This window comes from Bacteroides sp. MSK.18.37, from assembly GCF_019129155.2.
Lineage (GTDB): Bacteria > Bacteroidota > Bacteroidia > Bacteroidales > Bacteroidaceae > Bacteroides > Bacteroides ovatus.
Window position 1 is genome coordinate 1,010,752 of the sequence record NZ_JAHOIB020000001.1, and the last position, 12,255, is coordinate 1,023,006.

Consider the following 12,255-nt stretch of genomic DNA (forward strand, 5'->3'; position numbering starts at 1 on the left):
TAATAATATGCTTATAACGGGGCAGAACAAGGTATCAAACTTGTCCCGCCCGTTTCCGTTACCGACTGCCTCCTGTCGGCTATTTCTGCTGCAACAGATGTTTCAGATTTTCGTCATTAGCGATGCGTTCCAACTCTTCCTGAACAATCTGTTTCACCTCCTCCTTGATGCGCCTGTAATTCGCCTGCACTGTTTCCTTCATGCAGTCTTTGCCATCCTCGTCCGTGAAGTCGGTAATGATGGGTATCGGCTTGTAGGCTTTCTCCTCGCGTTTCACCTTCTCGGCATCCACGACAATCTCACAGTGGAAAATCTTCTGCTCGATACGCTCGTTGAAGTTGTCGGACACCGAACCGACAAACATGCCCTGCGTCAATCCGGAAATCTTGCTCGGCGGGATAAGCGCGTCCATCTGCGTGTTGATGGATGTAGAAACGTCCTGCCGGTTGATAGAGATAGACTGCCGTTTTTGCAACACCTTTCCGAACCGCTCCGAAAGCGTCTTGGCGGTTTCGCCCACCACCTGACCGGAGAAGATATTTCCGACAGTATTCATCACGACTTTGGCTTCTTTATCGCCATAGTCACGCACCAACTGGCTGAAATCCTGAAATCCCAGACATACGGCAACCTTGTTGCTTCGTGCGGTGGCGATAAGGTTGTCCAGCCCCTTGAAATATATCGTCGGAAGCTCGTCGATGATAACTGACGACTTCAACATCCCTTTCTTGTTGATGAGCTTCACGATACGGGAATTATACAGACCGAGAGCCGCCCCGTAAATGTTCTGACGGTCCGGATTGTTGCCCACACAGAGGATTTTCGGCTCTTCGGGATTGTTGATGTCCAGCGTGAACTCGCTGTCCGACATCACCCAATAGAGCTGCGGGGAAATCATGCGTGACAGTGGAATTTTCGCCGATGCGATCTGCCCCATCAACTGCTCGGCAGCCCCTCCGAGCCATGCGTCCATGAACGGTGAGAGATAGTTCTCCAGTTCGGGATAAGAGGTCAGAATCGGGAAAATATCCTCATAGCGGCGGTTCAGGAACTCGATGGCATGGGGGAACGTGCAATACTTGCCGTTCTGAAAAATTTTAAGATACCAGATGATAGCCGCGAAAAGGATGATGGGCGATTCCACAAAGAAGTCGCCCTGCTTCTGCACCCAACTTTTATTTAAGTTGAGCATGATGGTGTACGCGCTCTCGTAAGCGTCCGTGATGTCCTCCATGAAGTCCGGGTGAATGGGATTGCAACGGTGCGAGCGTCGCGGGTCGTCGAAGTTTATCACATAAAACTTCGGCTTCACCTTGTACCCCTCCGGGTGGTTGAGCAGATGATTATAGGCAATCGTGGACAAGTCACTGAATTTGAAATCATAGACATACATCGAGAAGCCCTTCTCAATCTGCTGCTTGATGAAATTGTTTACTACCGCGTATGACTTTCCGCTGCCCGGCGTACCCAACACGATGGACGCACGAAACGGATTCACGACATTGATCCAGCCGTTGTTCCAACGTTTCCTGTAATAAAAGCGTGTGGGCAGATTGACCGAATACTCGCTTTCGATAAGCCGTGTTTCCTGCATGAAGCTCTCGTTCTCGTTGTTGAACACGTCATCCATGAGGTTATGCTTCAACAGGCGGCTCATCCACAGACCGCCCATCAGCAGGCATACATAGCCCGTGCCTACGGTCAGCACGTAAAGCCCCGTCACCGCTTCAACCGGCAGCGGCAATGCCAGTATCCACCAATTGAGGAAGAACAGCACGAACCCTGCGGCAAGTGCCGTCCAGATTCTTCCCCAAGTGATTTTCTCTCCCTTCACACCCTTTGTCCCCAGACAGGACAGGGCAAGCAGGAGAACGGCAAACAGTTTCGTGTAGAGGATGGAACGGAACAGCCCCGCCGTGCGGTCGAAGTTCATCAGGATTCTGTCCACCACGCCGATGTCCACGCCCCATAGCCGTATGGCTTCATAGCAGAACCAGTACACGTTCATGACCACTAAAATAATACTCACGGCACGCAGAAAATCCATGATTTTCGCCAATGCCCTCAAATCGTCTTCTTGTTGTGACATAGATTGAAAATTTTTGATTGTTGATACCTCGATTACATTCCCAAGCCCTTGCGCCTTTTCTTTTTCTTCTTGCGCTGCATCGCCCGGATAAAGGCTTCCTCCTCGGCATCCACTGCCGGACCTTCGGGAGTGAGCAGACCGACACCGCCCACCGTGTCCTCGTGGTCGGATGCGGTCTGTCTGCGCATATCCTCTCCTGTTTCCACCGGAACGGACAGCGGAATCGGCGGCTGTCCGGCATAAGGCAGCGTGAAGTGTTCCTGCAAGGCGTTGGCGGAAAGCTCCTTGCCCATGCGCGAGCCATTCAGCACGCAGCCCGTGCGGTGGTCGATGAACGTGGCTCCGTAGATGCGTCCTTCCTCCGTATAGCGCAGCACGGTGTCGATACCCTTCTCCCTGAGCCGCGAAACGAACTTCTCCTTGTCATACGTGCCTTCAAGCACGGAAAGGACGGCGCGTTTTGTCATGTCGGCGAGTTTCCGGTCCTTAATCTCCTGCTTGGAACGGGCAAACTTCTTCTGCACGGCTTCATAGCCGGCGGACTTCCCGAAAAGCGAGGACTTGAACGGGTTGCCCGTCTTATTCCCGGCATCATCGGTGACGGAATAGACCAGCCCGTGATACTCGCGTCCGCGCACGTTTCCCCGCGCTTCCTCCACCGTCATATTATATAAGGAAAGGAGGGCGCGGTATTCACCCATCGTCTGGAAACGGTACTGTCCGTTCAGAGCCTTGACGGTATTCCCGATCTGCCTCTTCACGTCGCCCGCCGAAGCGTCCACCTTGCGCAGCGGGTTCTCTATCCGTTGATTCTTACGTTCCGCCGGGTGCAGCCCGTACTTTTGTTCCAGTTCCCGCCGGATGCGGTCGCTGCGACGGAAAAGGAAATCCTGATTGAGCCGCCTGCCTTTCTCATCCACATTGATTGTCACGATATGCAGATGGTGGCGGTCTATGTCCTCGTGCTTGACAACAAGGTACGGCTGGTTGCCGTAGCCGAGTTTCTCCAGATACTCGCGTGCGATGTCCTGCAATTCCGTGTCGGTCAGCACGTCGTCGGGATGCGGGTTGAGAGAGATATGGAGTACCGGTTTCTCCACCCTCGTATGCTCCGGCATACAGGCAAGAAAGCCCTCCATCGCCTTGCGTATGTCCACCGTCCCCGTGCCGTCATTGTAGATGCGGTTGGTGGTGAGCAGACGCCCTTTCGCCTCGTTGATCTTTTCCCCGTTGTAGGCAAGCGCGCCGTACAACGACTTTCCTACACTGATTTTTGCGACCATTTCGCCTCCATTTCCCTTGAAAGTTCCACAATCTGACGGCTCAGTTTCACGAGTTCGACGGTCTGTTGCTCCAGCTTGTAGAGCAACGCCATCGCCTTTTTCTCGGAAAAATGCAGCCTGAGTTCCTTCACGACTTGGTTGTAGTTCGTGCCTACCGCGCGGAACTGCGCATGGAAATCGGACAGTCTGGTGTAGTAATCCACCAGCGTCCTGTCCACTTTCAGCACCCTGAACGGCTGCCCGAAGAAGTGCGCCTTGATGAAAACCGACTTGGCGTAAACGCCCGACTTCTCGAACATGGCGAGGAAACGGTTGTGTTCCTCCTCGTTGAAACGGACGGTGTAGCGGAACACCGCCGGATCAAGTTTGGGATTTCTCCCGGTCTTGTTTCTTTTCTCTTTCATATAAACTTTGGATTTAGCGGATGGACGGCATAAGCCGCCGCTTCTTGGCACAGACACCGCAGGTTTGAAAGGCTTCCCGACTTCGGAGAGGAAGCCCGCCCCCTGCAAGGGCAAGTGCTTTTCGTGGCTGCTCAAAACGTTTTGAGCGGCTGAAAAGACATCTTGCTATGTTCAGACGAACATAAAAATCCGTCGGGGACGGATTGGGGGAATACCTTTCAAACTCCGGGCTGCGCCACCTGCGGCGAACCCTGCCGTTCGGGTGCAAAGTTACGCCCTTAAAGCGGTATCGGACAGAGGCTTGCCCCGGACAATCAGTGCCAACCGGCGCAACATGCCGCCACTTGCCGGGGAAGTGGTGCGGATTCAAAAATATCCTTGTTTATTTGCAGCATGATTCAAGAAACGAACGATTTGAAGATATGAAAAATGAGGCTTTCAAATACCCGGCAAACCGCTTCGGCGGCTATTTGCCAGACCGGATACCCGAACCTTCGGATGCCCGGCTTTCCAATGACGCGGTGATTCACGGATTCAATGACTTCATGACGCAATGTCGTCATTCACCAGTTATCCGAATCCCTGCCTCACCGTTGAAGCGGATACGTGACGAACCGGACAGGCGGAGATTCGCGGACGCGGATATACATGTCACCGATTCCGTATCGGAGCAGGAAAACAATTCATCAACCATTAAAACCAACAGAACCATGAGTAATGAAACATTCGTTGCATTCGCAACACAGAAAGGGGGCATCGGCAAATCCACCGTCACGGCACTTGCCGCCAACTACCTCCACAACGTGAAAGGACACAATGTCGCCGTCATAGACTGCGACGCCCCGCAGCACAGCATACACGGGTTGCGTGAGCGTGAAACGGGACTTATCGGCGGGAGCCTCTATTTCAAGGCACTCGCGTGTGACCACTTCCGCAAGATAAGGAAGAACGCCTACCCGGTCATCGCAAGCGACGCCCTTAACGCCCTCGATGATGCCGAAAGGATGCTTGCCGAAGAAAAGGTGAAACCCGACGTCGTGTTCTTCGACATGCCGGGAACCCTGAAAAGCAACGGCGTGGTCAAGACCCTCTCGCAGATGGACTACATCTTCGCGCCCATGAGTGCCGACCGTTTTGTCGTGGAAAGCACCCTGCAATTCGCCGTGATGTTCCGCGACAACCTCATGACGACGGGACAGGCGAAAACAAAAGGGCTGTACCTCTTCTGGACGATGGTGGACGGCAGGGAGAAGAACGGGCTTTACGACCTGTATGGGGATGTGATAGCCGAGATGGGGCTGCCGGTGCTGTCCACCCGCCTGCCCGACAGCAAGAAGTTCCGGCGCGACCTCTCGGAAGAGCGCAAGAGCGTGTTCCGCTCTACCATCTTCCCGATGGATGCGTCCCTGCTGAAAGGGAGCGGCATCCGTGAGTTCTCGGAAGAGATAAGCCGTATCATCAGACCTCAATAATCATGGGCAGCAGGAAAGTGAACACCGAAGGCATTGACGAGGAACTGTTGATAGCCTCCATCGGCAGACGCAGGCAGGACGGGACCCTGTACCACGCGCAGGAGCCGCCCGCACCTGCTCCCGAAGAAGAAAGCGTCCCTGAAACGGAACCGCCGCCCGTGCAATACACGGCAAAGGAAAAACCGCAGAGGGACACCGTCCGCCGCAAACGGCAGGAGGACGACTATTCCGGGCTGTTCCTCCGCCGCAACGAGATAAAGACGCGCCAGTGCGTCTATATCAGCCGCGACGTCCACAGCAAGATTCTCAAAATCGTGAACGACATCGCCGGGCGTGAAATCTCGGTAGGCGGCTACGTGGACACCGTGCTGCGCCAACATCTGGAACAGCACAAGGAGAAAATAAACGAACTGTACAAGAAACAACGTGAAGACTTGATTTGAATATGGAAAAGAACCAGAAAAACAGAAGTCCGCAGCATGACGGCGGCGGTATGCTTGCCCAAGTGCAGGCGAGTGTGGAAATCCTGTCCCCCGTGCCGTTATGCGGCAAATGCGGTGAGAAGGACTATGAACGGCTGTTCATCCGTGAAGCCGAAGTGAAGGCACGCGAGGGAAAGATGGCGTATGTGCGCCCGGAGTACCACGACCGCATCATGCGCATCACCCGTGTGATCGGGCATGACCGGCTGTCGCTGTCCGCCTACATCGACCATGTGCTTACGCACCACTTCAACCAGTGCGAGGAGGCGATAAAAAGCCTTTACGCCCGGAATTACGACGCAGTATTTTAACCCTCAAAAAAGAGAACGTGCATGAGTGAAACAATAAGCATGACTGATATTCTGCTGACCGTATCGGTCGGCTGCAACCTGTGGTTCCTGTTCCTGCTCCTTTATGACAGGATCATGGAAACCAGACTTGTCCGCTTCCTCAGAAGCATAGCCGGAGTGTGGCGGTCGTTGGGCGGCACGGCGGCAAAGCCCGAAGCGGTAAGGGAAATACCGCCCGCAGACACCCCGGACATCATCGGCAAGAGCCGTTTCAGGATGGCATCGACCCGGACAACCGCTGCCATACCGACGCAAGAAGCCGCCACTTCGGAAAAAGGCATTGAGCTGACGGAGGAAGAGGCTACTTTTGACGACGGAAACACGGAAACCGTGTCCCGTCCCGCCCAAATCCCGGAGGATAAACTCGACGAAACCTTCACGAGCCTCACGCCTTCGGAACTGGAGTTCGGGGAGGACGAGCCGGAGGAAGAAACGCCCGACGCGCCGAGGGCATCCGGAAGCAGCTTCGACGAGATAGACGATGCGGTCAGAACCGCCAAGAACCCGGAAGCGACAACGACGGAACGGGAGCGGGCGGCAAAGGTCTTCACCGACATGGAAGGGACGGAGCTGTACGAGAAGCTGATGACCGGCTCGTCTGAAATGAGCATCCGCATCAAGGGGCTTATCGAAATCCGGCTGAAGAAACCGAAAAAGGATTTTGTCGTCCCGGACAATATTGAGGACTTCGACATCCGCAACTATGTATAACGACTAAAAAAGAATGAAAATGAAAACGTAAGACGGCATCACCCACGCGCACGGCGGTACAAGGTACAGCCGGTCCGCAACGGACACACCCAAGTCCGTAGAAACAAACGGGCAACCCACTAAACCAAAGAAAAGTAACCGAGTATCAACCGCCCGACAAAGGACCATCCACCCTTTTGACGGCACAAAACAAGAACAGTTTATGAACAAGAACAACAGACAGAAACTTATCCTCTCAGCGGCACTTCTGGTTGCCGTAACCGCCTCCGCCTTCGCGCAGGGGAACGGCATCGCGGGCATCAACGAAGCCACCTCTATGGTGAGTTCGTACTTCGACCCCGGCACGAAACTCATCTACGCCATCGGCGCGGTAGTCGGGCTTATCGGGGGCGTGAAAGTGTACGGGAAATTCTCGTCCGGCGATCCCGATACCTCCAAAACAGCGGCAAGCTGGTTCGGAGCGTGCATCTTCCTGATTGTCGCCGCCACCATCCTGCGCTCATTCTTCCTTTAATAAACCAATGTATGGCTGAATACCCGATAAACAAGGGTATCGGCCGTCCGGTAGAATTCAAGGGCTTGAAGGCTCAGTACCTCTTCATCTTCTGCGGAGGTCTGCTGGCTCTCTTCGTCCTGTTCGTCATCCTCTACATGGTCGGCATCGACCAGTGGGTATGTATCGGCTTCGGCGTGGCATCGTCTTCCGTCCTCGTGTGGCAGACCTTCGCACTGAACGCCCGGTACGGCGAACACGGACTGATGAAATTAGGGGCAACAAGGAGCCATCCCCGATACCTTATCAACCGGCGGCGGATCACCCGATTATTCAAACGGAAACGAAAGGAAGAAACGACATGAGGAATACATCCAAAATGACAACACTGGAAAACAAGTTCCCGCTATTAGCGGTGGAGCAAGGCTGCATCATCTCCAAAGACGCCGACATCACGGTGGCTTTCGAGGTGGAGCTGCCGGAGCTTTACACCGTGACGGGCGCGGAGTACGAGGCGATACACGGCTGCTGGTGCAAGGCGATCAAGGTGCTGCCGGACTTCTCCGTTGTCCACAAGCAGGACTGGTTCATCAAGGAGAAGTACAGACCGGAGTTGCAAAAGGAGGACATGAGTTTCCTCTCACGGAGCTTCGAGCGTCACTTCAACGAGCGACCGTACCTGAAGCACACGTGCTACCTCTACCTAACCAAGACGACGAAGGAGCGTAACCGGATGCAGAGCAATTTCAGCACGCTGTGCCGGGGGCATATCATCCCGAAGGAGCTGGACAAGGAAACCGCCGCGAAGTTCATGGAGGCTGCGGAACAGTTCGAGCGCATCATCAACGACAGCGGCTTTGTCAGGCTGCGCCGCCTCTCCACCGACGAGATTGTGGGGACGGAAGGCAAAACCGGACTGATAGAGCGTTATTTCTCGCTCATGCCCGAAGGCGATGCCACGTTGCAGGACATAGACCTCTCGGCACGGGAGATGCGCATCGGCGACAACCGCCTGTGCCTGCACACCCTGTCCGACGCGGAAGACCTGCCCGGCACGGTGGCTACCGACACCCGGTATGAGAAACTCTCCACCGACCGCTCGGACTGCCGCCTCTCCTTTGCATCCCCGGTGGGGCTGCTGCTCTCCTGCAACCACATCTACAACCAGTACGTGATTATCGACAACAGCGAGGAGAACCTTCAAAAATTCGAGAAGTCCGCGAGGAATATGCAGTCGTTATCCCGATACAGCCGGAGCAACAGCATCAACCGCGAGTGGATAGACCGATACTTGAACGAGGCGCACTCCTACGGTCTGACCTCGGTGCGGGCGCACTTCAACGTCATGGTGTGGAGCGACGACGCGGAAGAGCTGAAGCACATAAAGAACGACGTGGGCAGCCAGCTGGCAAGCATGGAGTGCGTGCCGCGCCACAACACCATCGACTGCCCGACACTCTATTGGGCGGCGATGCCCGGCAATGCTGCGGACTTTCCGGCGGAAGAGAGTTTCCACACCTTCATTGAACAGGCGGTGTGCCTCTTCACGGAGGAAACCAACTACCGCAGCTCGCTCTCGCCCTTCGGCATCAAGATGGTGGACAGGCTCACGGGAAAACCGCTGCACCTCGACATCAGTGACCTGCCGATGAAGCGGGGCATCACCACGAACAGGAACAAGTTCGTATTAGGTCCTTCGGGTAGCGGCAAGTCGTTCTTCATGAACCATTTGGTGCGCCAATATTACGAGCAGGGCGCGCATGTGGTATTGGTGGACACGGGAAACTCCTATCAGGGATTGTGCGAGATGATACGGCGCAAGACGGGCGGCACGGACGGCGTGTATTTCACCTACACGGAGGAGAAGCCCATCAGCTTCAACCCGTTCTACACCGACGACTACGTGTTTGACGTGGAGAAGAAGGACAGCATCAAGACGCTGCTGCTGACGCTCTGGAAGTCGGAGGACGACAAGGTGACGAAAACCGAAAGCGGGGAATTGGGCAGTGCCGTGAGTGCCTACATCGAGCGCATCAGGGCAGACCGGAGCATCGTGCCGTCGTTCAACACTTTCTACGAGTACATGCGCGACGACTACCGCAGGGAACTGGCGGAGCGTGACATCAAGGTGGAGAAGGAGGACTTCAACATCGACAACATGCTCACCACCATGCGGCAGTATTACCGGGGCGGACGCTACGACTTCCTGCTCAACTCGGCGGAGAACATCGACCTGCTGGGCAAACGGTTCATCGTCTTCGAGATTGATTCCATCAAGGACAACCGCGAACTGTTCCCGGTAGTGACCATCATCATCATGGAAGCCTTCATCAACAAGATGCGGCGTCTGAAAGGTGTGAGAAAGCAGCTTATCGTGGAAGAGGCTTGGAAGGCTCTCTCTTCGGCAAATATGGCTGACTACCTGCGCTATATGTACAAGACGGTGCGCAAGTATTTCGGTGAGGCAATCGTGGTGACGCAGGAGGTGGACGACATCATTTCCTCACCCGTTGTCAAGGAGAGCATCATCAACAACTCGGACTGTAAAATCCTGCTCGACCAGCGCAAGTACATGAACAAGTTCGACCAGATTCAGGCGTTGCTCGGACTGACGGAGAAGGAGAAGTCGCAGATACTCTCCATCAACATGGCGAACAACCCCTCACGGCTCTACAAGGAGGTGTGGATAGGCTTGGGCGGCACGCAGTCGGCGGTCTATGCCACCGAGGTGAGCGCGGAGGAATATCTGGCGTACACCACCGAGGAAACGGAAAAGGTGGAGGTGTACCGTCTGGCGGAGCAATTGGGCGGCGACATCGAAGCCGCCATCCGGCAGCTTGCCGAAAGGCGGAGAAACAAGAACAATCAATAAACCAATCATCAACAAAAAAAGAAAAGCGTATGAGCATATCAAAAATTAAAATGCTGCAAGTCAGCAAGTGTTTAATCGGACTGGCGGTCATGGTGCTGCAATCCTGCGACGTGGCGGAGAACCGCCGCGACTTGCTGTGCGGGAAATGGGAAAGCGTGGAGGGCAAGCCCGACGTGCTTATCTACAAGGAGGGCGAAGCCTACAAGGTGACGGTATTCAAACGGAGCGGCATCCGCCGCAGGCTGAAACCGGAAACCTATCTCTTGCAGGAGGAGAACGGCAACCTGTTCATGAACACCGGCTTCCGCATCGACGTGGCGTATAACGAAGCCACCGACGTGCTGACCTTCTCACCCAACGGGGACTACGTGCGTGTGAAGCCGCAGCCGGAAACTCCGGCAGAAAAATAAGAACCGCTAAAATCCAAAGAAACATGAGAACAAGAATAACATTCGTCATCTGCCTGTGCCTGCTTTTCGCGGGCAGGGCTTCCGCCCAATGGGTCGTGAGCGATCCGGGCAATCTGGCGCAAGGCATCATCAACGCCTCGAAGAACATCATCCACACCTCGAAGACCGCCACGAACATGGTGAACAACTTTCAGGAAACGGTGAAAATATACGAGCAGGGCAAGAAGTATTACGACGCCCTCAAATCGGTGAACAATCTGGTCAAGGACGCCCGCAAGGTGCAGCAGACCATCCTGATGGTGGGCGACATCACGGACATCTACGTGACCAGCTTCCAGAAGATGCTGCGCGACGACAACTTCACGGTGGAGGAACTCGGAGCCATCGCCTTCGGGTACACGAAGCTGCTGGAGGAATCCAACGACGTGCTGACGGAGCTGAAGAACGTGGTGAACATCACCACGCTCTCCATGACGGACAAGGAGCGCATGGACGTGGTGGAACGCTGCCACTCCAAGATGAAACGTTACCGCAACCTCGTGAGCTACTACACCAACAAGAACATCAGCGTGAGCTACCTGCGTGCGAAGAAGAAAAACGACCTTGACCGCATCATGGGGCTGTACGGCAGTATGAACGAAAGATACTGGTAGCCTATGGAGTTCGACAACCTTCACCAGATTCTCCGCTCGCTCTACGAGCAGATGATGCCGCTGTGCGCCGACATGGCGGGCGTGGCGAAAGGCATCGCCGGGCTGGGCGCGCTCTTCTATGTCGCCTACCGGGTATGGCAGTCGCTGGCGAGAGCCGAACCGATAGACGTCTTCCCGATGCTCCGTCCCTTTGCCGTCGGTCTGTGCATCATGTTCTTCCCTACGGTGGTGCTTGGCACGATAAACAGCGTCCTCTCGCCCGTCGTGCAGGGTACGGCGAAACTGCTCGAAACGCAGACTTTGGACATGAACAAGTACCGTGAGCAGAAGGACAGGCTGGAATACGAGGCGATGGTGCGCAATCCCGAAACCGCCTACCTCGTGTCCAACGAGGAGTTTGACAAGCAACTGGAGGAATTGGGCTGGTCGCCCTCCGACATGGTGACGATGGCGGGGATGTATATCGACCGGGGGATGTACAAGATGAAGAAGGGCATCCGCGACTTCTTCCGCGAGATACTGGAACTGATGTTCCAAGCCGCCGCCCTCGTGATAGACACCATCCGCACGTTCTTCCTCGTGGTGCTGGCGATACTCGGTCCGATAGCCTTCGCCATATCGGTGTGGGACGGCTTCCAAAGCACGCTCACGCAGTGGATATGCCGCTACATTCAGGTCTATCTGTGGCTGCCCGTGTCGGACATATTCAGCACCATACTCGCCAAGATTCAGGTGTTGATGCTCCAGAGCGACATCGAGCGCATGCAGACCGACCCCAACTTCTCGCTGGATTCCAGCGACGGGGTGTATATCGTGTTCATGATAATCGGCATCATCGGCTACTTCACCATTCCGACGGTGGCGGGCTGGATCATTCAAGCCGGGGGCATGGGCGGCTACGGGCGCAACGTGAACCAGATGGCGGGACGCGCCGGAAGCATGGCGGGCAGCGTGGCGGGTGCTACCGCAGGCAACATGGTCGGACGTGCCGGGAAACTGCTGAAATAATCAATGTGCAATTATAAACGGAAAAAGT

13 protein-coding genes are annotated in these 12,255 nt (G+C 55.1%); 10 read left to right on the forward strand and 3 right to left on the reverse strand.

What is annotated here, in order from left to right; all coding sequences use genetic code 11:
- Positions 1-79 precede the first annotated feature (79 nt).
- The 3 genes from mobC to mobA are packed head-to-tail and all read right to left on the reverse strand — an operon-like array spanning position 80 to position 3,776.
- On the reverse strand, positions 80-2,089 hold the full coding sequence (gene mobC / locus KSX81_RS04390) for a conjugal transfer protein MobC (RefSeq protein WP_005944186.1): 2,010 nt from the start codon (positions 2,087-2,089) through the stop codon (positions 80-82).
- Between the two features lie 32 nt (positions 2,090-2,121).
- Positions 2,122-3,372, reverse strand: coding sequence for a conjugal transfer protein MobB (gene mobB, locus KSX81_RS04395; protein WP_005944183.1), 1,251 nt, complete (start codon positions 3,370-3,372; stop codon positions 2,122-2,124).
- Positions 3,351-3,776, reverse strand: coding sequence for a conjugal transfer protein MobA (gene mobA, locus KSX81_RS04400; RefSeq protein ID WP_005944180.1), 426 nt, complete (start codon positions 3,774-3,776; stop codon positions 3,351-3,353). Before mobA ends, mobB begins: the two co-directional genes overlap by 22 nt.
- 422 nt (positions 3,777-4,198) lie before the next feature.
- On the opposite strand from mobA, the gene KSX81_RS04405 reads away from it, so the two are divergent.
- The 10 genes from KSX81_RS04405 to traJ all read left to right on the forward strand — a co-directional run bounded on the left by KSX81_RS04405 (position 4,199) and on the right by traJ (position 12,227).
- Positions 4,199-5,248, forward strand: coding sequence for a ParA family protein (locus KSX81_RS04405; RefSeq protein WP_008765477.1), 1,050 nt, complete (start codon positions 4,199-4,201; stop codon positions 5,246-5,248).
- 2 nt (positions 5,249-5,250) lie between these two features.
- Entirely contained in the window at positions 5,251-5,691 is a 441-nt protein-coding gene (locus tag KSX81_RS04410) for a DUF3408 domain-containing protein (protein ID WP_005944168.1), read from the forward strand.
- A 2-nt stretch (positions 5,692-5,693) separates the two neighbouring features.
- Positions 5,694-6,041: a DUF3408 domain-containing protein gene (locus KSX81_RS04415; RefSeq protein ID WP_005944164.1), complete on the forward strand. Its 348-nt coding sequence runs from the start codon at positions 5,694-5,696 to the stop codon at positions 6,039-6,041.
- Positions 6,042-6,062: 21 nt separating this feature from the next.
- Positions 6,063-6,791: a hypothetical protein gene (locus tag KSX81_RS04420; RefSeq protein WP_005944161.1), complete on the forward strand. Its 729-nt coding sequence runs from the start codon at positions 6,063-6,065 to the stop codon at positions 6,789-6,791.
- 202 nt (positions 6,792-6,993) lie between these two features.
- Positions 6,994-7,305: a DUF4134 domain-containing protein gene (locus KSX81_RS04425; RefSeq protein WP_005944158.1), complete on the forward strand. Its 312-nt coding sequence runs from the start codon at positions 6,994-6,996 to the stop codon at positions 7,303-7,305.
- 11 nt (positions 7,306-7,316) lie between these two features.
- On the forward strand, positions 7,317-7,649 hold the full coding sequence (locus KSX81_RS04430; RefSeq protein WP_005944155.1) for a DUF4133 domain-containing protein: 333 nt from the start codon (positions 7,317-7,319) through the stop codon (positions 7,647-7,649).
- On the forward strand, positions 7,646-10,156 hold the full coding sequence (locus KSX81_RS04435; RefSeq protein WP_005944152.1) for a TraG family conjugative transposon ATPase: 2,511 nt from the start codon (positions 7,646-7,648) through the stop codon (positions 10,154-10,156). The genes KSX81_RS04430 and KSX81_RS04435 overlap by 4 nt, the downstream gene beginning before the upstream one ends.
- Positions 10,157-10,185: 29 nt before the next feature.
- Positions 10,186-10,566, forward strand: coding sequence for a DUF3876 domain-containing protein (locus tag KSX81_RS04440; protein ID WP_005944150.1), 381 nt, complete (start codon positions 10,186-10,188; stop codon positions 10,564-10,566).
- A 23-nt stretch (positions 10,567-10,589) separates the two neighbouring features.
- Positions 10,590-11,219: a DUF4141 domain-containing protein gene (locus tag KSX81_RS04445; RefSeq protein ID WP_005850484.1), complete on the forward strand. Its 630-nt coding sequence runs from the start codon at positions 10,590-10,592 to the stop codon at positions 11,217-11,219.
- A gap of 3 nt (positions 11,220-11,222) precedes the next feature.
- Positions 11,223-12,227: a conjugative transposon protein TraJ gene (gene traJ / locus KSX81_RS04450; RefSeq protein ID WP_005944138.1), complete on the forward strand. Its 1,005-nt coding sequence runs from the start codon at positions 11,223-11,225 to the stop codon at positions 12,225-12,227.
- Positions 12,228-12,255 lie beyond the last annotated feature (28 nt).